This window comes from Pseudoduganella sp. S-14, assembly GCF_049913285.1.
In the GTDB taxonomy this organism is placed as follows: Bacteria; Pseudomonadota; Gammaproteobacteria; order Burkholderiales; family Burkholderiaceae_D; genus Rugamonas.
Genome location: NZ_CP183991.1, coordinates 2,541,640 through 2,562,570, shown reverse-complemented (window position 1 = coordinate 2,562,570; position 20,931 = coordinate 2,541,640). Strand labels below are relative to the sequence as shown.

Here is a 20,931-nt window from a genome sequence, read left to right as displayed (position 1 = left end):
TCAACTGGTATCGGATGAGCCCGTGTCCCATTCGGGGTGTGACCCCATGGTGTGACACGGGCTCGGCTGTTCTTAGAGCATGTCGGCGAAGCCGAGGCGGTCGGTGGTGGCGTGGCGGGCGTCTTCGATGCTGACCTTCTTTTCGGCCAGCAGCTTGCGCAGGCATTCGTTCATCGTGTAGCAACCGGGGGCGGACTTGCGCTCCATGACATTGCGCAGGTCGGCGACATTGCCGTTTTCGATCACGGCCGCCACGTCGGGATTGACGGTCAGGCTTTCAGTAGCCAGATAGTAGCGGTCGCCATCCATCGCTGGCATCAGCGCCTGGCACAGCACGCCGCGCAGGGCGTGCGCCAGTGCCTGGCGTTGCGGTTCGGTGTTGCCTAGCAGGCGGATCATCTTTTGCAGGCCGAGCTCAGTCGAGCGTGCATGCAGCGAGGCCAGCACCAGCGGACCGGATTCGGCCAGTGCCAGCGCCTCGTGTGCGGTTTCCGCATCGCGGATCTCGCCAATCACGATCACGTCAGGACGTTCGCGCAGCGCATCCTTGGCGCCCAGGTCGAAGGTTTCAACGTCGCCGTCAAAACCCACTTCGCGCTGGGTGATCACGCACTTGCGTTGCGGGATCAGGGTCTCGACCGGATCTTCGATGGTGATGATGTGGCCGGAACGGTTCTTGTTGATGTCGTCCAGCATCGAGGCGATGGTGGTCGACTTGCCCTGGCAGGTGTCGCCAATAATCAGCACCAGGCCGCTCGAGAGCTGCGCGAATTTTTCTTCCGTCGGGCGCAGGCCCAGGCCGGACAACAGCAGCGGTTCTTTCGGGAAGCGGCGAATCACGCAGCCGAGGCGCTTCTTGCCCTGGAAGCTGAAGCAGTTGGCGCGGATGCGCGCGGTGTGCAGGTCGATGGCGCGGTCGAAGGCGCGGTCCTGGATGCGTTCGCGCCAGTTCGGCTCCACCACTTCAAAGAATTCTTCCAGCTCTTCGCGCGTGATCGGCGAATCGGTCACGGCCACCAGGCCCTTCGGCTGGCGCAGCAGCAAAGGACTGTTCTGGTGGATCAGGATGTCCGAAAAAACCAGTTTGGAATTCAGCAGGTGCAGGATTTGCTCGACGAGGGTGCCAAAGACCGGATGGTCTTCGTTCTCGATATACGTCAGGGTGCGAATTTGCGAGGTTTCCATTGTGCCTGTGTTCTCCAATTGTTACGCAAGATTCTATTGCATTTGCTTTATAGAATGTAAGTGGCTGGTGAACAACATTTATTTCGGATACTCAAATCCGGTGCGGATATCGTAGGAAAAACTGCGTCCACGCTCGCTCACAGTCAGCCGTTGCGGCGGTTCCTCGCCGGCCAGCGCACGCGACTTCACATGCAGGCCCTCACCTTCCCGGATCAGCTTGTCCGCCCGCTCGTAAACATTTTGACAACCCGTTTCGGCAATCAGGGCCTGCACGATAGCGATCTTCCACGCTTCCACCGCGGCCGACTGGAACTGGCACACCAGGTAGCCATCCTTGCCGCCATAACTCTGCACCAACAGGCCGGACAAGCCATCTTCGTCGCCGAGCACGATCGGCACCAGTTCATCTGGCCGCGCCGTTTGCAGGGAATGGATGCGGCGCGCGATGGCGGCACGCACGCGCCGTTTCACCATGGCGTGGTCGACCGGCTCGTCTTCACGCAGGGTCCAGACGCGGGCTGCGATCTGCGACTTGGCGTTATAGGCGGCGCGCGCCAGGAATTGGCGCGATGAGGACACGACCGTGGCCGTGGCGCCTGGATTGTTTTTCTCTGCGGGGCGGCCGTCGACGCGCTCGATGGCGGACAGGTAAATATAGGGGTCGCCGGCAAGGATGGATTTCTCCTTGCCCTGTTTGATGATGATGGTAAGCATGGGCGAAATGATACAGGAGCGACGCCCTGCCCGCGGCATTTGCATTCTGATCCCGCAAGGCGGCGTCCTGTCGCATTGCGCAGGCATCCGGGCGCTGGCTTCGATACGATGTTTCTCAATCAAATTCAGGAGAAACAAGATGAAGATGTCTGCCGCAATGCGCAATGCCCTGGTCGCCGCTTCCGTTTTTGCTGTCGCCGCTCCCCTTGCCATGGTCTCGGCCGCGCCGCTGGGCTGGTTTGCCGGCGAACGCGTGCAGGGCAATGGCAAAATCTCCAGGCAGGCGCGGGAAGCGGCCAACTTCACCGGCCTTGGCCTGGGTTTGCCTGGCAGCGTCGAAGTCCGCATCGGCAATACCGAGAGCGTGAGCATCGAATCGGATGACAACATCCTGCCGCTGATCGAAACCGTGGTGGAAGACGGCACCCTGCAAATTCGCCCTGTCCGCCCCAACCTGCAGTTCGATACCCGCAACCTGAAGGTTGTGATCACCGCCAAGAATCTGGAACGCATTTCGGTTGGCGGTTCCGGTTCGGTCGATGCGGAAGGCCTGCGTGGCGGCAAATTGTCCTTCAACGTCGGCGGCTCAGGGTCCATGAACTTGCGCAATATCGAAGGCGAGTCCGTCACTGTTTCCCTCGGCGGCAGCGGCAACCTGAAGGCAAGCGGTTCGGCCGACAAACTGAAGGTGTCGATTGGCGGTTCGGGCAAGGTCCACACCGGGCAACTGGCGACGCGGGAAGCCGCGGTCAGCATTGGCGGCTCAGGCCGGGCTGTGGTGTGGGCCACGCAATCGCTGTCGGTCAGCGTGGCCGGCTCGGGCGATGTGAGCTACTACGGCGAGCCGCAACTCACCAAGAGCGTCATGGGTTCCGGCAGCGTGAAGCGCCTGACTGGCAGCCCGAACTGACCCTGTGCAAAGTTTTGGCGCTGCGCAAAGGAGAACGCCCCGGCGGGGCGTTGTTCACTGTGGGTCAGAGGTCGAACTTGAGGTCAGCGCTGATCGTACGCTGGGCATACGGATGGAAGGCCCAGTACTTGTCGCCGTTCAGGTTGTCGATACCGACCGATGCCGTCCACTGGCGATTGAAGCGGTAGCGCAGGCGCACATCGGCGACCAGGTAGTCCGAGACGCCCATATACGTTGCCCCAATCGGATCGCTGTTATCCAGCGTGCCGAACTGCTTGCCGCTATAGCGCACGCCGAATGTACCGGTCCAGTGCTGGCCCACATGGTAAGAGGCCAAGGCATTTGCGCGCCACTTCGGCACGCGCGGTTGCCGCTTGCCGACGCTGGAAGGCATGGCATCGTTCGAGACGATCTCGGAATCCGCATAGGTAAGACTGCTTTGCAGCGTCAGTCCATGCGTCAGGACGTCATCAGCCTGTTGCGACAACTCCAGCCCACGTGTACGGATCTTGCCCACGTTCTGTACCGTATTCACAGTCACGGTCAGCGGCTGCGAATACAAGGCATCGCGCGTGGCTTCACCAAACAGCGTGGCGCGCACACTACCTTGCGCTGTCATGCGCTCCGCTGTCAGCTCGCTGGTCCACGATCTCTCGGCACGCAGGTTCGGGTCTGTGTTGACGATCCTCTCGTCCACAATGGAACCCTGGAACAGCTCCGCCGCGGTCGGATTACGTACCGCACGGCCGACGGATGCCTTCAGGCTCCAGGACTCGCCCGCACGCCACGCCAGCGCCGCCTTGGGCGACCAGGTCTGCTCGCGGCGGTCGGTGAAAGGCAGCAGCTTTCCAGTCGCACCCGAGATTTCACCACCATATGCGCGCCAGGTCTCGTGCCTCAGGCCAAGCGTTGCCTTCCAATCCGGCGACAGCCGCCAGGTATCCTGCGCATATAGGCTCTCAAGCCGCGTATTGCCATTGAAGGTCGACACATGCTTGCCGTCTGCTCCTGCGATCCAGTCCGCCACGCTGGTCACATGCGTGCGCAACTTGGCATTCTCGCGCTGCACGCCAAACTCCACTTGGTGCACAGTGCCAGCGCGCCAGCTACCGCGTAACGCCAAAGTATTCCACCCACTGCCTCCCATATCGGTCAGGTTGCCCTGCCCGCCACCTGCCGGCACTCGTGCGAGGTCGCGCGAATAGTCGTAAGCACTGCCGGCGATCTCCCAATTGAAGCTGCCGCGCCCGTGCGTTTTCAACGACAATCCGTGCATCACGTGTTGAAGGTCCGCACGCGCACCAGCAAAGTCGGATGGCAGCAGCGTAAAACGCTTGCCGCCGATATTGATTGCGCCGCTGGTCACGGCATTTCCTGCGCCATCGCGCAAATACGATTCGGCACTTCGCACCACATCGTTCTGCCACCAGCCCAGCGTGTAGCTGGCACGCAGCGTTGACGACAAATCATATGCCAGTTTCAGCTTGGCGTGGTCCTGCACCGTGTTCACCTGGCCGGTGCTGCCAAGGATGTACCAGTCCTTGCCGGCGGGATTGCGATCCACAACAGCCCCTGTTACGGCCACGCCGGCCGGCTCGCCCGGCTTTGGCGCCACGCCTGCCGACAAAAGCTTGTTGGCAAAGGCGATCGGCTGGCCGTCGCTGTCAAGGCGCGACAGGTTCAGCCACCACGACAAGGCGCCCGTCCGATCACCCAGCGAGGCGCTGTACTGCCTGCCGGTATGGCGCGACTCAGTTCCGTATTGCTCGAAATCCTGGCCCACCCACGACAGTTTGGCGTGCGCCTCCAGCTTGCTTGGCATGCGGGTCTGGAAATCCACCACCGCGCCCACCGAGTTGCCGGCATAGGCGGCTGAAAACGGACCGTACAGCACGTCCACGCGTTCGATCTCCTCCGGCGTCACCAGTCCCCAGCGCGGCGTGTAGCTTGCGCCATTTCCCAGCAGGTTGGAGAGCAGGGTGCCGTCCGCATACACCAGTGAACGCGCACTGTTGCCAGTACCGGAAGCGCGGCTCGCCAGCACGGCATGGTCGTAATCGCCGATAAAACGCTTGCGAACATTCAGGCTTGGCAGGTATTTCAGCGCATCCTCGCTATCGAAGGCATTGATGCGCTCTTCCACCTGCGCGCCGGTGATACCCTCGATCGTGGTCGGTATCTGCGTAGGCAGCGATGTCGGGCGGCCGCCGTTGATCGTCACCACGTGGTCCGCTTGCGCCGGGCAAGCCAAGCCCATCGCCGCCAGCATTGCGGCCAGCGGTTTGTATTGGAATTTCATGATCAGCCCCTAGCGCGTTTCGAGGGTGGCTTCCCAGTTCGCGCTGCCGAACTGGCAGGACTGGACGATCTTGAAGGTGTGGCTTCCCGCCGCCGGCATCTTGCCGAACATGACAAATTCCTCGTAGAACTCGTCAGGCAAGGGACCGCCGCGCCAGGCCAGGCTGTCGGGCGTGCGCTCGATGCTCCAGCCATTCTTCAGCATTGGCTTCATCGGCGCAAAGCCTTCCGGCAGCCGGATGCTGACCGCCACCGTGGGGCTGCCATTGCAGCCATGGCCGACACGGAACACCAGTTTCTGGTAGCTGCCCGCCGCAAATTCACGCTGTTCCAGCGAGACATGGGCGTGCGCGGACGCTGCCGCGAGCAGTGCTGCGGCCATCAGGTATTTTTTCATGGTCGGCTCCTTAGTGCTTGGGAGCGGCGTACGACAGCGGTTTGACCGGCACTTGCACTTGCACCGTCTCCTGCTTCTTGCCCTTGCCCTGGATCACCAGCGTCATGGGCACCATTTCGCCCGCCTTCATCTGGCGCTTCAGGTCCATCATCATGATGTGGTAGCCACCGGATGCCAGCGCCACGGGCTTGCCGGCCGGGAGGTCGATGCCTTCGACGGCCGACATCATCATGCGGTCGCCCTGCATCGACATCTGGTGGATTTCAATAATGCCGGCGGCAGGCGAACGCACCTCGACCAGGCGCGCGTCCTGTTTGGAAACCAGCTCCATGAAGGCGCCGGTGGCCTGCGCGGCCGGCACGGTGGCGCGAATCCATGGCTCGCGCACGGTAACTTGTGCCGCGGCGGAGGCGGCGAAGGCGATCGACATTGCGAGCGCGAAGAACTGCTTTTTCATTTTTCACTCCTTGATTCGTTAAATGGGGGACGAAATCAGGCGTGTGCAGGCGGTCCTCGCGGATTGGACGCAGACCACACCGGCAATGGTTGTGGCGACTGGTAGAACAGGGTTGGGCGCATGGTCGCACCCTCGAGGGGTAACAGCAAGGCAAGGTCGGCTGGCGCAAGGCCAAACCAGCCGGCATGCGGCAAGCAGTAGGAACAGTCTTCCATGTCCATTTGCGCCATTGGTTGCGCCGGGAGCTGCGCTTTGCTGCGGTCGGTCACGACCACGAAGGTGGCGTAATCGAGATCGCCGACACCGGTCACGCGCGTGCCGTCGTTCAGGCAGATCTCCCAGGTGCGCGGCTTGCCGTTCACCGCATGCGAAATTGCCGGCGCAAGTGCGTTCATCAGGACGGCGAAGCACGCGATCCAGATCCAGCGCAAGCGGGTTGACGATTTCATATGCATGGCGGGCATTATAGCCTAGCGGGACGCTTCCATTTGCGCAGCCAGCTCCCGCGCGGCGTGCCAGCGGCTGGCCGGTGAAGGATGGTCGAAGCGTGCGAAATTGGCGGAGTGGCTGTGCTTTGCCAGCTTACGGAAATAGGCCGCCAGCGCCTGCGGCGGCCATCCGGCGCGCGCCGCAAACAGCAGGCCTTCGCGGTCGGCTTCCAATTCCTGCTGCTGATTGAAGCCCGCCAGTTTGCGCATCAGAGCATTATCGTTGTCGATATCGTGTTCGAACTCGGCGAAGGGCTGCGTCGCCCGCCCAGGTTCGAGCCGCAGCGCCTCTTCGAATTCCTTCAGGTTGTGGCGCAGTACCGCGTGCATGATTTCGTGCGCCAGCAGCATTGCCAGTTCCGCATCGGACAGCGCCAGCTCATCGACATAGGCGCGGCTGACCAGGAGCTTGCCGCCCGCCATGGCAAAGGCATTGGCATCGCCGTCGGTCGTGGTGTGCAGCTCCCAGTCCCATGCGGCGGATTCCGGAAACTCGCGCTTCGCCTGCTCGATCAAGGGGCGCGCCAGCGCTGCCACCCGCGCGCCAAAACGCTCATCGTCGTCAAGGCGGCCTTTGCGAAGCTCATCGATCTGCCCACGATACAGCTTTGCGGAACCGGCCATGACTTCAGCCTGCGTCACCGCCTGGGCCGTGCCCGCCTGGACGAGGAATAGGAAGGCAATCAGGTAGCGCAACATGATGAGCACATTCTGCCACCGATTCGCCGGATCAGGACTTCCAGACCTCGCGCGTGACTTCCACGGTGGTGGCGCCGTCGGTCAGCCAGATCTGGCCGTCCTGGATCGTGCACTGCAGCTGCATGGAGCGCTGCGCCATCTTTTCCAGCGCGGCGCTAGCCTCGGCGTCGATGTTCACCACGCTGACGTTCCTGGCGCGATCGATCTTGCTGGCGATCTGCTTCCACCACACGTGCGAGGCGGAGCTATAGGAATACACCATCACCTTCTCGGAACGCCCGGCCGCTTTCAGGATGCGGCGCTCGTCCGGCTGGCCGACTTCGATCCACAACTCGATGGCGCCGGTCAGGTCCATCTGCCACAGGTCAGGTTCTTCGGTATCGGAAATGCCTTTCGCATTCACCAGCGCTTCATCGGCGTGGATCGCGAAGGCGACGATGCGCACCATCAGGCGTTCATCCGTTTCGGACGGATGGCGCGCCAGGGTCAGCATATGGGTTGCGTAGTAATTGCGGTCCATGTCCGCGATGGACAGTTCCGCCTTGTAGATCGTAGATTTCAGTGCCATTACTAATTATTTGAAGATTACAGTTCGATCGCCGTTCAGCAGGATGCGATGTTCGACGAACCATTTCACGGCGCGCGCCAGCACCACGCACTCGACGTCGCGGCCGATCGCGGTCAGCGCATCCGAATCCATGGCGTGGTCGACGCGCTCCACGTCCTGCTCGATGATCGGGCCTTCATCCAGGTCGCCGGTCACGAAGTGGGCGGTGGCGCCGATCAGCTTCACGCCGCGCTTGTGCGCCTGCGCATACGGCTTGGCGCCCTTGAAACTGGGCAGGAAGGAATGGTGAATATTGATCGCCTTCCCCTTCAGGCGTTCGCACATCGACGGCGACAGGATTTGCATGTAGCGCGCCAGCACCACCAGGTCCACCTTGTGGTTTTCCATCAGTTCCGCGATGCGGGCTTCCTGCGCCCGCTTCGCTTCCTCCGGCGCGCCGGTTGCCAGCGGCAGGTGGTGGAACGGAATGTTGTAGCTGGCCGCCAGCTGGTAGAAGTCCATATGGTTGGACACGATGGCTGGAATTTCGACCGGCAGCAGCCCGCTCTTGTAGCGGAACAGCAAGTCGTTAAGGCAGTGGCCGATCTTGGACACCATCAGCATTACGCGCGGCTTGGCGTGCGCATCGTGCAGCGCCCATTCCATGCCCATGGCTTCCGCCACCGTGGCGAAATCCTTGCGCAGCACGGCATCGGTGACGGCGGCATCCTCGCGCGCAAAGTGCACGCGCATGAAGAAACGTTGCGTTTCCGCGTCACCAAACTGGGCGGAATCGATGATGTTGCAACCATGTTCAGCCAGAAATCCCGATACACGATGGACAATGCCGCGCTGGTCGTGGCAAGAGAGCGTAAGGATGTATTCTGGGTGATTCATGGCAATTTAAGTCATGGGCGGGACGGTATTGTCGCATGAACATTGCCACGTCTGGCAAATTCCGGAATAGAATGACCGTACTTTTTTATAAAAAAGGAGCAAACATGGAGAACACCCAGTTCCGCCTCGCCGCCCGTCCGGTCGGCCTGCCCAAGGACAGCGACTGGCAAATCACCAAGGAGCCGGTGCGCGAGCTGGCCGACGGTGAAGTGCTGGTCAAGACGCTCTATCTGTCGCTCGACCCCGCCATGCGCGGCTGGATGAACGACGCCAAATCCTATATCCGCCCGGTCGGCATCGGCGAAGTCATGCGCGCCGGCGGCCTGGGCGAGGTGCTTGCCTCCAAATCGCCGCGCTTTGCCGTGGGCGACCAGGTCGGCGGCGGCTTCGGCGTGCAGCAGTACTGGGTCGGCGCGGCCGACGACCGTCATGCCGGCCTGCACAAGATTGACACCCGCCTGGCTCCTGCGACCACCTGGCTCAACACCCTCGGCATGCCGGGCATGACCGCCTACTTCGGCTTGCTCGAAGTAGGCCAGCCGAAAGCCGGGGAAACCGTGGTGGTGTCGGGCGCGGCCGGCGCCGTCGGCCAGACCGTCGGCCAGGTGGCCAAACAGCTTGGCTGCCGCGTGGTCGGCATTGCCGGCGGCAAGGAAAAATGCGATTTCGTGGTCAATGAGCTCGGCTTCGACGCCTGCATCGACTACAAGGGCGGCGATGTGCGCGCCGGCCTGAGGGAACACTGTCCAAATGGCGTTGACGTATACTTTGACAACGTTGGTGGCGACATCCTCGACATCGTTCTCACGCGCATCAACCTGAAGGCCCGCATCGTGATCTGCGGCGCAATTTCGCAGTACAACAACACGACGGCGGTCAAAGGACCGGCCAACTACCTGTCCCTGCTGGTGAACCGCGCGCGCATGGAAGGCATGGTCGTGTTCGACTACGCCGACCGCTACCACGTGGCCGTTGCCGCGCTCGGCAAATGGCTGCAGGAAGGCAAGATCAAGAGCCGGGAAGATGTGGTGCAAGGCATCGAGAAATTCCCGCAGGCGCTGACGATGCTGTTCGAAGGCAAGAACTTCGGCAAGCTGGTCCTGCAAGTCGCCTGACACCCTTCCCTGCGGCTCCACAGCGCGGCCTAACCGACGCAGCGAAGGAGCCAGCATGAGCCAGCAAAACCAGAACGCCACGGCAAAAGATGCCGTGGCGCTACTTACCGCCGACCACGACAAGGTCAAGAAACTGTTCCGTGAATTCGAGAAATGCGATACCTCGCACCAGGGCCTGAAGCATGACCTGGCGCAGCAAATCTGCATGGACCTGACCATCCACGCGACCATCGAGGAAGAGATCTTCTACCCCGCCGTACGCGCTGAGACCGGCGAACAGCAGCAGGTTGACGAAGCCCTCGAAGAACACGGCTCCATCAAGGAGCTGGTCGAGCACATCCGCGGCATGGCCTCCGGCGCCAGCGAGCTGGATGGCACGATGCAGACGCTGCGCGAATGCGTGCAGCATCACGTCGCCGAGGAAGAGCAGGAAATGTTCCCCAAAATCCGCCAGAGCGATGCCGACCTGGCGCGCTTGTGCGAACAGCTCAAGGACCGCAAGGAAGAGCTGGAGCATGATTTCGGCGCCATGCCAGTGCGCGGCAACAATACTGCCGAAGCGGAAGGCGAACGTTCGGCCACCGGCCAGGCCGGTTCCTGACGAAAAAAAATTTGAACTTTTACCGCAGACCTTCCCTCAAAGCCCAAGAAGCAGCCGCGACGCTGCTTCTAGCCCGGGCCCGCGCCCGGATTCTTGGACCAAGGCAGATTGAGGGAGGTGGATCATGGCTACACAGGACCAGCAGGTCAGGATCGGCAATGGCAAGCGCGGCTTCGCAGCGATGGATAAGGAAACCCAGCGCATGATTGCCAGCAAGGGCGGCCAGGCCGCGCACCAGAAGGGCACGGCGCATGAATTCACCTCGGAAGAAGCGCGCCGCGCCGGCCAGAAAGGCGGCGAAGTGGTAAGCCGCAACCGCGAGCACATGGCGGAAATCGGGCGCAAAGGCGGCGAGAGTCGACAGACTGCACGCGGCGGCAACCGGCAAGGCGACAAAGGCGAAGCAGGCTGAGGCCTGCCTGGCGAGCGCTGGCCGCGCCTTGCGTCAAGCGCGCTCCAGCGCGTCGCCAGCAGCGGCCGGCATCAATAGTCGTACACGTGCTCCACCTCCACGCCCTGGCGCGGCGCGTCGACCAGGTAGCGTGACAATGCCGACACCCGCATCACCAGCGCCACCCGCTTGCGCCCCGGTTCGGTCAGGATTGGCTGCTCGAACAACACCCGCGTGTCCGGCGGCGCCGCCGTGCCCTGCCCGCGCGTCAACACCGTTACCAGGATGACGCCGTTGTTGCCGGCAATGTCCTGCACCTGCACGTCCTGCAGCCCGAGGCGGGTTGCTGCCAGGCGGAAGTCGTAATAGCGCGGCAGCTCCAGCACGGCGCGGCCATCGTCCAGCATGCGCAGCAGCTTGACGTTTGGCATGTCGGCCAGGTCGTAAGGCTCATGGTCGACCACTACCTGCGTCGTCATCAGGGCCGGCTCGTAGGCCGCGCTGGTCGCCAGCTTGATCAACTTGCCATAGGTCGCCTTCACCAGGTATTCGGTGGTCAAGGCATAGCGCCGCTCCAGCTTGCGCAGCATATTGGCGCCGAACAGCGGCGTATCCGTCCACAGGCCTTTCAGCTTGGTGCCGAAGTTGTACAGGTACCAGGGCTCCTTGCGGATGAAGTCGACGTAATCCTGCGCCACGCGCGCGCCGTATTCATCTTCCGGCGTCAGCGCCGAGGCGGTGGCCCAGCTGATGCGGCCCAGCGTGTTTTCATACAGCGAGCGCAAGCCATATTCAACCGAGGTACTGCCGCCGATGACGCCGATCATCACGTGATAGCCGGCGTTGCCCGGATATCTGGCACGCACCTGTTCTTCGGTCACGGCTGCATAGCTGGTCCAGATCTGGCCTACATGCCCGAGAAAAGGGAAGTTGTGGGCCGGATGCTGCTTCACGTAGCGGGCGTATTCTGCCGGGCTGTGCACCAGGAACCATTCAGGGAAGGTCAGGAAAGTCTGCTCCACGCTGCGCCGTTGTTCCGCCGCAATCGGGCTTTCGGCGGAACTGGTCAGGCAAGCGGCCAGCAGGCTCAATGCCAGCAAGAGTTTGCGCATATCAGATCCGTTTGAAAGCCAGCAGGACGTTCGCGGACGGATCGCCATCCTGCACGATGCGCTCGCCCGTGTGCTCGAAGCCGGCTGCTTCCACGCGCTTGATCCATTCGTCCACCGAAGCGAAGAAGCGCAGCTCCGACGAATTGACCGCCCACGGCTCGCCCAGGCCGGCATTGAACACGCAATGGGCCAGGCTGACGAAATCGTCCATGGCGCGGTCTTTCACGTCGTGGTCGCGCACCACGAAATAGCCGCCGGGACGCACGACATTCGCCACCGACGCCAGGAACGGCTGCAGCTTGTGCGGCTCCATGTGATGCAGGCCGACGAAGCAGCTGACCAGGTCCGCGCTTTGCTCCGGCAGTTCGATTGGCGCGAAATCCTTCATCTGCACGAACTTGCCGACCTGCAGCAAGCCGCCCCGTTCCACGATATCGACAGGAGAATAGCCTGGCGCCTTGTCGTGCACCAGCGTCACTTTGCCCTTCAGCTTGAGGTGCTTGCGCAGTGCGTTGACGTAGCGGCCGGTGGTGCCGATTTCCACGTAATCCCTCAGCACCTGGTCGCCCAGCAGGCGCTTGGCCTGAACGCCCATTTCTTCCTTCTGCACCATCAATGACGGCAAGGCATAACGCAGCAGCGACAGCGGCGGCGTTATACCCGGCAGGCCAGCCTGCAAGGCGCGGTAGATCGCTTCCTCGTCGTCGTTTTCGGTGGTCGCCTTGCGGATCAGGGTGTGGAAGCGGTCTTCCGGGAACAGGTTGAAGATGTTCTGCAGGAAGGCGTAGAACTTGTCCGCTTCGCGTTCGCTGCCGTACACGGAATGGAACAGCGAACGGCGCGCCGCTTCGCCATCCGGGTTCAGGTCCAGCGTCGGCGCATAGTATTTGTCCCACAGGGCGCCGCGCAAGCGGTACTCCGGATCGAGCTCGCGCTTCATGGCGAACAGCTCTTTCGCGCGCGGGTAGGCGCGGTGGAATTGTTCATGCGTGCCGTGCAGCTGGTACGGCAGGTAGTAGGTGCCGCCGCATTCCAGCACGGCGTCGATCAACTCGCGCGTCCACACGCCAACGCGTTCGCGCGCATTGTCGCGCGTGCGCTGCTTGTGGTACAGCACGAAAGCGAAGGTCTCGCCGCGCGCCCACGACAGCAAAGTGCCCGGATCGGACAGTGCATGGCGAATCGAGATATTGATGGTGTTGACACGATGCTTGGCCAGGATGGCCGACAGCTTCGGCACGAATTCGTCCATGCGCGTGCAAGGCACGAAATACTCCTGCAGCACGTAGGTGCGCTCGGTGCGGCCCAGCGGCTCCAGTTCCGCCGTGTCGTAGCCGGCCTCGTAATTGCGCCAGTGGACCTTTTTCTTCCGGTACAGCAGCGGGTCGAGCAGGTACTCGCGGCGCCATTTGCCGAACGGCGATTCGGACACCGACCACAGGAAATACAGCTCCGCCAGGTAGGCGCGGTTCAGCGGTTGCAGGCGCGGCTTGTCGGCCGGCAGGTCGGTGACAGTCCAGGTCACGGCGCGCGCACGGTTGTACTGCGGCGGATACAGGTCGGCGTTATGGAAAGTGATCTCCTTGCGGCCGCGCACATTCACGTCGAACCACGCCGGGTAATCCCTGGTCGCCAGTTTTACGCTGCCGCGCTGCACGCGCGTATTCGGCACCAGTTCCAGCTCCGCCTCGGCGATGATGCCGATCGCGCCATAGCCGCCAATTGCAGCGTAAAACAGTTCGCTGTTTTGCTGCGGGCTCGCTTCGTGCACTTCCCCGCTGGCCAGCACCAGCGTAATCGAACGCACCGACAGCACCACCGGGCCCAGGCCCATATAGCGCCCGTGGGCATTGACCGACAGCGCGCCGCCGACGGTGAAATTGGCATAGGTCTGCATGATCTTCACCGACAACCCGTGCGGGTCGATGAAGCGCTGGATATCGCACCAGCGGATGCCCGCCTGCACGCGGATCAGCCGGTCCGCCGGAGAAAATTCAAGCACGCGGTTCATGCCGCGCAAGTCAAGGTGCAGGCTGCCGGGGCTGGCAGTATGGCCGCCCATGCTGAAATGGCCGCCGCCGATGGAAATCGGCAAGCTGGTCTTGCGCAGTGCATCCTGCAAATCGGCCGTGGTGCTTGGTGTCGCTACCGCGTAGACATTGATCGGGTTGAGCTGGGTGACGTCGTTTACAGTTGGCATAGTCTTACTTTGCGATGTTCACTTGCAGGTAATCGTGGCGCGACAGCGGGTCGTCGCCATAACGGTTCTTGCCTTCCCCGCCGCGGCGGCAAAGCAGGAGCAGTACCCAGAGCGGGCCCAGGACCGGGATCAACAGCAAAAGAAGACTCGGGCCGGAGCGGCCGATATCATGCAGGCGTTGGGTGGAGACGGCCAGCGCGCCCCAGGTGAAGGCCAGCGCGAACGCGGCGGCGCCGGGATCGCCAAGCAGCTCATTGGCGAGCATGCCGAAGGCCAGGCAGACCAGGCCAAGCGCGATGATACGTGTCAGCCAGGTGCGGCGATTGATGCGCCCCTGGCATCGGAAATATTTTGCTAGCAGTTCCATTTCTTTTCCACAAAGGACGGGGCGGGCCCGAAAAGTGGACTAGCTTAGCAAATCCTCATAACGTTGCAAAACGGAATTCATATCGGAACACCGATGATCACGCTCGACGCCTTGAACAAGGCGGTCGCTTCGACGCCCATTTCGAGCTCCATCGCTTGCTCGCTGTCGCGCGTGACAGTGGCCGCGATGGTGCCGCCGCCGGGCAAGGCAATGGTCACCTCGGAATTGACGGCGCCAGGCTGCACGCGGCATACCGTGCCGCGCAGCTGATTTCGCGCCGACAGTTTGCCGGTTTCGCCGGTCGCCAGGATGATCGAAGAAGCCTTAACTAAAGCGAAAGCTTCCGTTCCTTCTTGCAAACAAAGGCTTTCTGCGCTCTCGTGTGTGATGATTGCAACAATCTCCTGGCCGCCAACAATGCGCAGGATGATTTCGTCATTGACCGCGCCCGGCTTGATGCGTGCCACGGTTCCGGAGAATTGATTGCGCGCGCTGGTTTTCATTTTCATTGATTGCAACAGGAGGTAGTCATCTGCCAACCCTTGCGATTGGCGGCTCAGGTGTTTCATGAACACACTGTGCTCATATTCGATGCGGCGGAAGTTCGCCACCAGCTGCGCGCCGCGATGTGTGAGCCGCGTACCGCCGCCGCCCTTGCCGCCGGCCGATCGTTCCAGCAGCGGTTCGCCTGCCAGGTTGTTCATCGCATCGATCGCATCCCAGGCGGCCTTGTAGCTCATGCCGATTGCCTTGGCGCCTTGCGTGATCGAGCCATGCTGCGCGATGCTGGCCAGCAGTTCGACGCGCTGGTGGCCGCCGAAGTCCTTGCCATCAAGCGTGATCCACACTTCGCCTTGCAGTGCGACCTCTTTAACCATTGCTACCCTCCCCCGGCCACGCGGCCGTCAGCCATCGTCAATACATGCCCCCCGAAAGTGGCGGCATCGTCGGGATCATGCGTAATCAGCAGCATCGGTATATCGAGCCGGCGTTGCAGGCTATCGAGTTCGGTACGCATGCGCACGCGCAGCGCCGGGTCCAGCGCAGCGAATGGCTCGTCCAACAGCAGCGCAGCAGGTTCCGCCACCAGCGCACGGGCCAGCGCCACCCGCTGCCGCTGGCCGCCGGATAATTCCGCCGGCCGCTGATGCGCGACCTCGGCCAGGCCGAAAGCTTCCAGCCAATAGCGCACTGCTTCCGGTTCGCCGCGCAGCGACGGATTGAACCAGCCGCGCTGCAGGCCGAAGCCGATGTTCTGCCGCACGTTCAGGTGCGGGAATAAGGCATAGTCCTGGAACAGGTAGCCCACGCGCCGCTTGCGCGTCGGTACATCGATTCCCGCGCTGCTGTCGAACAGCTTCTGCCCATCCAGTTCAATCACGCCGCTGTCAGGACGCGACAAGCCGGCAATCGCTTTCAGCATCTGGCTCTTGCCCGCGCCTGATGCGCCGTAGATCACCACCCGCTTGCTCGCCGATTCGAACTGCGCATCGAGCAGGAAACTGCGCGGCCCGGCGCGCAGGGCCTTGCGGATATTCACACTGATCGTCATGCCGCCCCCTGCACGCGATTCGGTACCAGCCGGTTCGCAGCCACCAGCACGATGATGCAGGTGAGCGACGTAATGATCACCAGCAGGTTGGCCGTATCGTCCTGCCCCGCCTGCACCGCCTCATAGACGGCAATCGACAGCGTTTGCGTCTTGCCGGGAATGCTTCCCGCCACCATCAGCGTGGCGCCAAATTCACCCATCGAACGGGCGAAGGCCAGCAAGGTGCCGGCCAGCACGCCGCGCCACGCCAGGGGCAGGCTGACACGCAGGAATACGGCAAGCGGCGGCACGCCAAGCACGCGGGCGGCCTGCTCCAGCTGCACGTCGACAGCTTCAAATGCCGAACGCGCGCCTTTCAGCACCAACGGGAAAGCGGCTACCGCTGCCGCGATGACGGCGCCCTGCCAGGTGAAAATCAGGTTGATACCGAAGTGCTGCTGCAGCCAATGCCCAATCGGACCATTGCGGCCAATCAGCACCAGAAGGTAATAACCGAGCACCGTCGGCGGCATCACCATCGGCAGCGTGAGCAAGGCATCGAGCACATCGCGGCCGGGGAAGCGGCCGCGCGCCAACAGGTAGCCGAAGCCGACGCCCAGCACCAGGTCAATCAGGGTAGCCCATAACGCCACCTTCAGTGACAGGCCGAGTGCGATCAGCGCAACATCCATTGCTTATGGTTTTCCGAATCCGTGGCGCGCCAGGATGGCCTGGCCGCCGGCCGACATGATGAAATCGGCAAAGCCGCGCGCGCCCGCCGGATTCGGCGCGTCCTTGATGAGGGCCAGCGGATAGGTGATCGGCTTCGAGGTCGGCACCACCAGCGCGGTGCGCACCTTCTCCGCTTGCGAAGCGACGTCGGTCTGGTACACCAACCCTGCCTCGACTTCGCCACGGGCGATGTAATCAAGGCTCTGGCGCACATTCGTCCCGAACACGAATTTCGGCTCCAGTTCGCCCCACAGCCCTAACTTTTCCAGCGCGGCCTTGGTGTAGCGGCCGACAGGTACGCTAGCCGGATTGCCGGTGGTCAGGCGCCGCAGCGCCGGCTGCCGCAAGTCAGCCAGCGTGCGCAGTTCCAGCTTGCTGCCGAACGGAACGGCCACCACCAGGCGATTGCTGGCGAAGTCGCGGCGACTGCCCGGCGCCAGGTGCGGCTGGGCCTTGTCCATGGCTTCCTGGTCGGCGGAGCCAAAGACATCCACTGGCGCCCCCTTGGCAATCTGGGCCACCAGCGCATCGGAAGCCGCGAAGTTCAGCAAGACCTTGTCGCCCGGATGGGCTGCTTCGTAGGCCGCTGCTGCCTCACGGAAAGCGTTGTTGAGACTGGCTGCGGCGGATACAGTGATATCTGCAGCGGAGGCGGCGCCTGCGGCGCCCAACAGCAAGACAGCAGTGATACGTTTCATCAGCACTCCTTTCCAAAAGCGCAATATACACGATTATACAGCGCAAAATTTTTTGAATCGTCCTATAATTTCAGTAAATCCTGAAAATTCAAAAACTCAAGGAAGCAGATCAAGAAATGGTAAACCTGAGCCCTCTCGCACAGAAATTCATCCTCCACTTTGGCGAAATGGGCAGCCGCTGGGGGATCAACCGCACTGTCGGGCAAATCTATGCCCTGCTCTACGTCAGCAACCGCCCGCTGAATGCCGATGAAATTGCAGAGCACCTGGAATTTTCGCGGTCCAACGTTTCGATGGGCTTGAAGGAACTGCAGTCCTGGCGCCTGGTCAAGCTGCTGCACCAGCCAAACGACCGCCGCGAATATTTCGAACCGCCGAAAGACGTGTGGGACATCTTCAAGGCCTTGCTGGAAGAACGGCGCCGCCGCGAGGTCGAGCCGACCCTGTCCATGCTGCGCGATGCAATGCTGGAATCCGCCTCCACGGCGGAAGACCGCTATGCCCAGGAACGCATGCGCGAGATGTATGAACTGATCGAGCTTTCCAGCTCCTGGTTCGACGACGTGCAGCGCCTGTCGCCGGACACCCTGGCTTCCCTGATGAAAATGGGCTCCACCGTCAAGAAGCTGCTTGATGTCGGCGACGTAGTGCGCGGCAAGTTCCGCTCGAGCCGCAGCGAGGCCGAAGAGGATAGCAAATGAAGCCCCCCGGCCGCCACAGCCTGGCCCTAACCATCACGATTGCACTAGCCGTCAAGGCCTTGCTGCTGTACGGCCTGTGGTACGCCTTCTTCTCGCATCCGCAAACCAAGAAAATGCGGCTACCGACCGGGCAGGTGGAACGACACCTGCTGGCGGCGCCCGCGCCAACCCTTACCGAAAAGGTCAAAGATGGCACCCGTCGATGAAGTTGTTGCCCTGTCCCGGCTGCAGTTCGGACTCACCGCCCTATACCATTTCCTGTTTGTCCCGCTGACGCTGGGCCTGTCCTGGATCCTGGTCATCATGGAGTCGGTCTATGTGATGACCGGCCGCGAAATCTATCGCGACATGACCAGGTTCTGGGGCAAGCTGTTCGGCATTAACTTTGCCATGGGTGTTACCACCGGCATCACGCTGGAATTCCAGTTCGGCACCAACTGGGCTTATTACTCGCACTATGTGGGCGATATCTTCGGCACGCCGCTGGCGATCGAGGGCATGATGGCCTTCTTCCTCGAATCGACCTTCGTCGGCCTGTTCTTCTTCGGCTGGAACAAGCTCTCCAGGCGCCAGCACCTGCTCGTCACCTTCCTGGTGGCGCTGGGCTCCAGCCTGTCCGCTCTATGGATCCTGATCGCCAACGGCTGGATGAACCATCCGGTCGGCGCGGAGTTCAATGTCGACACCATGCGCATGGAACTGACCAGCATCGCCGACGTGATCTTCAACCCGGTCGCCCAAGTGAAGTTCGTGCATACCGTGGCTGCAGGTTACGTCACGGCCTCCATGTTCGTGCTTGGCGTCTCCGCCTGGTACCTGCTGAAGGCGCGCGACGTGGCGTTTGCCCTGCGCTCGTTCGCGATTGCGGCAGGCTTTGGCTTGGCCTCGACCCTGTCGGTGATCGTGCTCGGCGACGAATCAGGCTACACCGTGGGTGAAGTGAATAAAGTCAAGCTGGCCGCCATCGAAGCCGAATGGCACACGGAACCCGCTCCTGCCGGCATCACTGTATTCGGACTGCCCAACGACGAGCATCAACGCACCGACTACGCCATCAAGATCCCTTACGTCATGGGCCTCATTGCCACTCGCTCGATCGACAAGCCGGTCATTGGCATTTCCGACCTGAAGGCAAACCACGAAGTCCGCATCCGCAATGGCATGCAAGCTTATGCTGCACTGACGCGCATCAAGGCCGGCGATAAGTCGCCCGAGGCGCTGGCAGGCTTCAAAGCGCTGCAAGAAGACTTGGGCTATGGCCTGCTGCTCAAGAAGTACACGCCAAACGTGATCGACGCTACCGACGCCCAGGTAAAGATGGCGGTGGATGACACTATCCCCAAAGTAGCCCCGCTGTTCTGGGCCTTCCGCGGCATGGTCGGGCTTGGCCTGGTCTTCCTGTTCATCTTCAGCGCCTCGTTCTATTTCCTGATCCGCCAACGCCTGGCGCCGCAGCGCTGGCTGCTCAAGCTGGCCGTGTTTGCGATCCCGCTGCCGTGGATTGCCGCGGAACTGGGCTGGATCGTGGCGGAATACGGTCGCCAGCCCTGGACGATTGCGGGGATTTTGCCGACCCACCTGTCGGCCTCCAGCATCCAGCCATCGAACCTGTATTTCAGCCTGGCCGGCTTCGCCGTGTTCTATACCGTGCTGCTGGTGATTGAAATGAAGCTGATGTTCAAGTACGCCCGCCTCGGCCCAAGCGCCCTGCACACCGGCAAATACCATTGGGAGCAGCAAGCATGATCTTCGACTACGAAACCTATAAAGTGATCTGGTGGTGCTTCGTCGCCATACTGCTACTTGGCTTTGCCCTGACCGACGGGTTTGACTTCGGCGTCGGCATGGCGCTCCCCTTCCTCGGCAAGGACGACACCGAGCGCCGCGTCATCATCAACACCATCGGCCCGACCTGGGAAGGCAACCAGACCTGGTTTATTGCCGCGGGCGGCACGCTGTTCGCAGCCTGGCCGCTGGTGTATGCCGCCGCATTCTCCAGCCTTTATATCGCCTTGATCGTCGCCCTTTTCGCCCTGTTCTTCCGGCCTGTGGGCTTCGATTACCGCAGCAAGATCGCCGACCCGCGCTGGCGCAACAGCTGGGACTGGGGACTGTTCATCGGCGGCTTCGTGCCACCGCTGATATTCGGCGTCGGCATGGGCAACGTGCTGCAAGGGGTCCCGTTCCGCTACGACGACCTGCTGCGACTCGAATACACCGGCAATTTCTTCCAGTTGCTCAACCCATTCGGCCTGCTGTCGGGCGTGCTGGCTGTCGCCATGCTGGCCATGCACGGCGCCACCTTCCTGCACCAGAAGACGGAGGGCGTTATTGCCGACCGCGCACGCCGCATGGCGATAGTTGCCGCCGCGCTGACCATCGCATTGTTCGCCGCCGCCGGACTATGGGTCGCCACGTCCCTGCCCGGCTACCGCATCACTGCCATGCCCGACGCCGGTACCGCCTTCATGCCCCCAGCGAAAACCGTGGTCCTTGCCGCCGGCGCGTGGATGGACAATTATTCGCGCTGGCCGCTGACGCTGGCCTTCCCAGCGGCAGCCATCCTCGGCGCCGTGCTGGTGATGGTGTTCAGCGCCGCACGCCGCACGGTTGCAGCCTTCCTCGCCAGCGGCATGAGCGTGGCAGGCATTCTGCTAACGGCCGGCGGCGCCATGTTCCCCTTCGTCCTGCCGTCTTCGCTGGTGCCCTCGCACAGCCTGACTGCGTGGGATGCCACTTCCAGCCACAAGACGCTGGCCGTGATGTTCTGGGTCGTGGTGATCATGCTGCCAATTATCGTGATGTACACAAGCTGGGTGTACCGCGTCGTGCGCGGCAAGGTCACCAGCGCCCACATTCACGAAAACGAACACACCGCCTATTGAAAGGAA

Annotated in this window: 24 protein-coding genes; 8 read left to right on the top strand and 16 right to left on the bottom strand. The window is 62.0% G+C overall.

From position 1 onward, the window contains the following. Positions 1-72 precede the first annotated feature (72 nt). Complete coding sequence (locus ACN9MZ_RS11840; protein ID WP_426342319.1) at positions 73-1,185, bottom strand: type IV pilus twitching motility protein PilT; 1,113 nt, start codon at positions 1,183-1,185, stop codon at positions 73-75. A gap of 78 nt (positions 1,186-1,263) precedes the next feature. Beyond that, positions 1,264-1,899 (bottom strand): SAM-dependent methyltransferase, encoded by a 636-nt coding sequence (locus ACN9MZ_RS11835; protein ID WP_426342318.1) that lies wholly within the window; start codon positions 1,897-1,899, stop codon positions 1,264-1,266. A gap of 139 nt (positions 1,900-2,038) precedes the next feature. Here ACN9MZ_RS11835 and ACN9MZ_RS11830 point away from each other — a divergent pair, with 139 nt between their 5' ends. Then, complete coding sequence (locus ACN9MZ_RS11830) at positions 2,039-2,809, top strand: head GIN domain-containing protein (protein WP_426342317.1); 771 nt, start codon at positions 2,039-2,041, stop codon at positions 2,807-2,809. Between the two features lie 64 nt (positions 2,810-2,873). Here ACN9MZ_RS11830 and ACN9MZ_RS11825 read toward each other — a convergent pair whose 3' ends face one another. Genes ACN9MZ_RS11825 through purU form a run of 7 tightly spaced genes read right to left on the bottom strand, consistent with a single transcriptional unit; the run spans position 2,874 to position 8,592 of the window. Beyond that, positions 2,874-5,108, bottom strand: coding sequence for a TonB-dependent receptor (locus ACN9MZ_RS11825; protein ID WP_426342316.1), 2,235 nt, complete (start codon positions 5,106-5,108; stop codon positions 2,874-2,876). A gap of 9 nt (positions 5,109-5,117) precedes the next feature. Next, on the bottom strand, positions 5,118-5,504 hold the full coding sequence (locus ACN9MZ_RS11820; protein WP_426342315.1) for a YcnI family protein: 387 nt from the start codon (positions 5,502-5,504) through the stop codon (positions 5,118-5,120). Between the two features lie 10 nt (positions 5,505-5,514). Beyond that, positions 5,515-5,961: a copper chaperone PCu(A)C gene (locus tag ACN9MZ_RS11815; RefSeq protein WP_426342314.1), complete on the bottom strand. Its 447-nt coding sequence runs from the start codon at positions 5,959-5,961 to the stop codon at positions 5,515-5,517. A 35-nt stretch (positions 5,962-5,996) separates the two neighbouring features. After that, complete coding sequence (locus ACN9MZ_RS11810) at positions 5,997-6,410, bottom strand: DUF2946 domain-containing protein (protein WP_426342313.1); 414 nt, start codon at positions 6,408-6,410, stop codon at positions 5,997-5,999. A gap of 21 nt (positions 6,411-6,431) precedes the next feature. Next, positions 6,432-7,148 (bottom strand): M48 family metalloprotease, encoded by a 717-nt coding sequence (locus ACN9MZ_RS11805; RefSeq protein ID WP_426342893.1) that lies wholly within the window; start codon positions 7,146-7,148, stop codon positions 6,432-6,434. A 31-nt stretch (positions 7,149-7,179) separates the two neighbouring features. Next, entirely contained in the window at positions 7,180-7,716 is a 537-nt protein-coding gene (locus tag ACN9MZ_RS11800) for a YaeQ family protein (protein ID WP_426342312.1), read from the bottom strand. A gap of 6 nt (positions 7,717-7,722) precedes the next feature. Then, a complete protein-coding gene (gene purU / locus ACN9MZ_RS11795; protein ID WP_426342311.1) occupies positions 7,723-8,592 on the bottom strand; it encodes a formyltetrahydrofolate deformylase in 870 nt (289 codons plus the stop codon). A gap of 104 nt (positions 8,593-8,696) precedes the next feature. On the opposite strand from purU, the gene ACN9MZ_RS11790 reads away from it, so the two are divergent. The 3 genes from ACN9MZ_RS11790 to ACN9MZ_RS11780 all read left to right on the top strand — a co-directional run bounded on the left by ACN9MZ_RS11790 (position 8,697) and on the right by ACN9MZ_RS11780 (position 10,720). After that, positions 8,697-9,707: an NADP-dependent oxidoreductase gene (locus tag ACN9MZ_RS11790; protein WP_426342310.1), complete on the top strand. Its 1,011-nt coding sequence runs from the start codon at positions 8,697-8,699 to the stop codon at positions 9,705-9,707. A gap of 55 nt (positions 9,708-9,762) precedes the next feature. Further along, positions 9,763-10,308, top strand: a complete 546-nt coding sequence (locus ACN9MZ_RS11785) for a hemerythrin domain-containing protein (protein WP_426342309.1) — start codon at positions 9,763-9,765, stop codon at positions 10,306-10,308. 124 nt (positions 10,309-10,432) lie between these two features. Then, entirely contained in the window at positions 10,433-10,720 is a 288-nt protein-coding gene (locus tag ACN9MZ_RS11780; protein WP_426342308.1) for a KGG domain-containing protein, read from the top strand. A 71-nt stretch (positions 10,721-10,791) separates the two neighbouring features. On the opposite strand, the gene ACN9MZ_RS11775 is transcribed toward ACN9MZ_RS11780, so the two are convergent. From ACN9MZ_RS11775 to modA, 7 genes are all read right to left on the bottom strand, one after another. After that, positions 10,792-11,811, bottom strand: coding sequence for a hypothetical protein (locus ACN9MZ_RS11775; RefSeq protein WP_426342307.1), 1,020 nt, complete (start codon positions 11,809-11,811; stop codon positions 10,792-10,794). A gap of 1 nt (position 11,812) precedes the next feature. Continuing rightward, entirely contained in the window at positions 11,813-14,011 is a 2,199-nt protein-coding gene (locus ACN9MZ_RS11770) for an FAD-binding protein (RefSeq protein ID WP_426342306.1), read from the bottom strand. A gap of 4 nt (positions 14,012-14,015) precedes the next feature. Further along, the gene (locus ACN9MZ_RS11765) at positions 14,016-14,378 is read right to left on the bottom strand and encodes a DUF805 domain-containing protein (protein WP_426171070.1); all 363 of its coding nucleotides are present in this window, start codon (positions 14,376-14,378) and stop codon (positions 14,016-14,018) included. 77 nt (positions 14,379-14,455) lie between these two features. Continuing rightward, positions 14,456-15,256, bottom strand: a complete 801-nt coding sequence (locus ACN9MZ_RS11760) for a TOBE domain-containing protein (protein ID WP_426342305.1) — start codon at positions 15,254-15,256, stop codon at positions 14,456-14,458. A 2-nt stretch (positions 15,257-15,258) separates the two neighbouring features. Further along, on the bottom strand, positions 15,259-15,930 hold the full coding sequence (locus ACN9MZ_RS11755; RefSeq protein WP_426342304.1) for an ATP-binding cassette domain-containing protein: 672 nt from the start codon (positions 15,928-15,930) through the stop codon (positions 15,259-15,261). Beyond that, positions 15,927-16,601: a molybdate ABC transporter permease subunit gene (gene modB, locus ACN9MZ_RS11750; protein ID WP_426342303.1), complete on the bottom strand. Its 675-nt coding sequence runs from the start codon at positions 16,599-16,601 to the stop codon at positions 15,927-15,929. The genes ACN9MZ_RS11755 and modB overlap by 4 nt, the downstream gene beginning before the upstream one ends. A gap of 3 nt (positions 16,602-16,604) precedes the next feature. Then, positions 16,605-17,339, bottom strand: coding sequence for a molybdate ABC transporter substrate-binding protein (modA, locus tag ACN9MZ_RS11745; protein WP_426342302.1), 735 nt, complete (start codon positions 17,337-17,339; stop codon positions 16,605-16,607). Positions 17,340-17,455: 116 nt separating this feature from the next. On the opposite strand from modA, the gene ACN9MZ_RS11740 reads away from it, so the two are divergent. The 4 genes from ACN9MZ_RS11740 to cydB are packed head-to-tail and all read left to right on the top strand — an operon-like array spanning position 17,456 to position 20,925. Then, on the top strand, positions 17,456-18,040 hold the full coding sequence (locus tag ACN9MZ_RS11740) for a GbsR/MarR family transcriptional regulator (RefSeq protein WP_426171061.1): 585 nt from the start codon (positions 17,456-17,458) through the stop codon (positions 18,038-18,040). Then, positions 18,037-18,246 carry a cytochrome oxidase putative small subunit CydP gene (gene cydP / locus ACN9MZ_RS11735; RefSeq protein WP_426342301.1) on the top strand — a complete coding sequence of 70 codons (210 nt, stop codon included), beginning with the start codon at positions 18,037-18,039 and terminating at the stop codon, positions 18,244-18,246. The genes ACN9MZ_RS11740 and cydP overlap by 4 nt, the downstream gene beginning before the upstream one ends. After that, positions 18,230-19,786: a cytochrome ubiquinol oxidase subunit I gene (locus ACN9MZ_RS11730; protein WP_426342300.1), complete on the top strand. Its 1,557-nt coding sequence runs from the start codon at positions 18,230-18,232 to the stop codon at positions 19,784-19,786. The genes cydP and ACN9MZ_RS11730 overlap by 17 nt, the downstream gene beginning before the upstream one ends. Next, on the top strand, positions 19,783-20,925 hold the full coding sequence (gene cydB, locus ACN9MZ_RS11725) for a cytochrome d ubiquinol oxidase subunit II (RefSeq protein WP_426342299.1): 1,143 nt from the start codon (positions 19,783-19,785) through the stop codon (positions 20,923-20,925). Before ACN9MZ_RS11730 ends, cydB begins: the two co-directional genes overlap by 4 nt. Positions 20,926-20,931: the final 6 nt, after the last annotated feature.

What these genes read in the sequence shown, in the direction of transcription:
- modA (WP_426342302.1), bottom strand. Translation starts at nt 17,339, where the DNA reads ATGAAACGTATCACTGCTGTCTTGCTGTTGGGCGCCGCAGGCGCCGCC.
- ACN9MZ_RS11790 (WP_426342310.1), top strand. Translation starts at nt 8,697, where the DNA reads ATGGAGAACACCCAGTTCCGCCTCGCCGCCCGTCCGGTCGGCCTGCCC.
- ACN9MZ_RS11840 (WP_426342319.1), bottom strand. Translation starts at nt 1,185, where the DNA reads ATGGAAACCTCGCAAATTCGCACCCTGACGTATATCGAGAACGAAGAC.
- ACN9MZ_RS11755 (WP_426342304.1), bottom strand. Translation starts at nt 15,930, where the DNA reads ATGACGATCAGTGTGAATATCCGCAAGGCCCTGCGCGCCGGGCCGCGC.
- ACN9MZ_RS11730 (WP_426342300.1), top strand. Translation starts at nt 18,230, where the DNA reads ATGGCACCCGTCGATGAAGTTGTTGCCCTGTCCCGGCTGCAGTTCGGA.
- ACN9MZ_RS11810 (WP_426342313.1), bottom strand. Translation starts at nt 6,410, where the DNA reads ATGAAATCGTCAACCCGCTTGCGCTGGATCTGGATCGCGTGCTTCGCC.
- ACN9MZ_RS11740 (WP_426171061.1), top strand. Translation starts at nt 17,456, where the DNA reads ATGGTAAACCTGAGCCCTCTCGCACAGAAATTCATCCTCCACTTTGGC.
- modB (WP_426342303.1), bottom strand. Translation starts at nt 16,601, where the DNA reads ATGGATGTTGCGCTGATCGCACTCGGCCTGTCACTGAAGGTGGCGTTA.
- ACN9MZ_RS11765 (WP_426171070.1), bottom strand. Translation starts at nt 14,378, where the DNA reads ATGGAACTGCTAGCAAAATATTTCCGATGCCAGGGGCGCATCAATCGC.
- ACN9MZ_RS11770 (WP_426342306.1), bottom strand. Translation starts at nt 14,011, where the DNA reads ATGCCAACTGTAAACGACGTCACCCAGCTCAACCCGATCAATGTCTAC.
- ACN9MZ_RS11800 (WP_426342312.1), bottom strand. Translation starts at nt 7,716, where the DNA reads ATGGCACTGAAATCTACGATCTACAAGGCGGAACTGTCCATCGCGGAC.
- ACN9MZ_RS11825 (WP_426342316.1), bottom strand. Translation starts at nt 5,108, where the DNA reads ATGAAATTCCAATACAAACCGCTGGCCGCAATGCTGGCGGCGATGGGC.
- ACN9MZ_RS11775 (WP_426342307.1), bottom strand. Translation starts at nt 11,811, where the DNA reads ATGCGCAAACTCTTGCTGGCATTGAGCCTGCTGGCCGCTTGCCTGACC.
- cydB (WP_426342299.1), top strand. Translation starts at nt 19,783, where the DNA reads ATGATCTTCGACTACGAAACCTATAAAGTGATCTGGTGGTGCTTCGTC.
- ACN9MZ_RS11835 (WP_426342318.1), bottom strand. Translation starts at nt 1,899, where the DNA reads ATGCTTACCATCATCATCAAACAGGGCAAGGAGAAATCCATCCTTGCC.
- ACN9MZ_RS11830 (WP_426342317.1), top strand. Translation starts at nt 2,039, where the DNA reads ATGAAGATGTCTGCCGCAATGCGCAATGCCCTGGTCGCCGCTTCCGTT.
- ACN9MZ_RS11760 (WP_426342305.1), bottom strand. Translation starts at nt 15,256, where the DNA reads ATGGTTAAAGAGGTCGCACTGCAAGGCGAAGTGTGGATCACGCTTGAT.
- purU (WP_426342311.1), bottom strand. Translation starts at nt 8,592, where the DNA reads ATGAATCACCCAGAATACATCCTTACGCTCTCTTGCCACGACCAGCGC.
- ACN9MZ_RS11815 (WP_426342314.1), bottom strand. Translation starts at nt 5,961, where the DNA reads ATGAAAAAGCAGTTCTTCGCGCTCGCAATGTCGATCGCCTTCGCCGCC.
- ACN9MZ_RS11780 (WP_426342308.1), top strand. Translation starts at nt 10,433, where the DNA reads ATGGCTACACAGGACCAGCAGGTCAGGATCGGCAATGGCAAGCGCGGC.
- ACN9MZ_RS11820 (WP_426342315.1), bottom strand. Translation starts at nt 5,504, where the DNA reads ATGAAAAAATACCTGATGGCCGCAGCACTGCTCGCGGCAGCGTCCGCG.
- ACN9MZ_RS11805 (WP_426342893.1), bottom strand. Translation starts at nt 7,148, where the DNA reads ATGTTGCGCTACCTGATTGCCTTCCTATTCCTCGTCCAGGCGGGCACG.
- cydP (WP_426342301.1), top strand. Translation starts at nt 18,037, where the DNA reads ATGAAGCCCCCCGGCCGCCACAGCCTGGCCCTAACCATCACGATTGCA.
- ACN9MZ_RS11785 (WP_426342309.1), top strand. Translation starts at nt 9,763, where the DNA reads ATGAGCCAGCAAAACCAGAACGCCACGGCAAAAGATGCCGTGGCGCTA.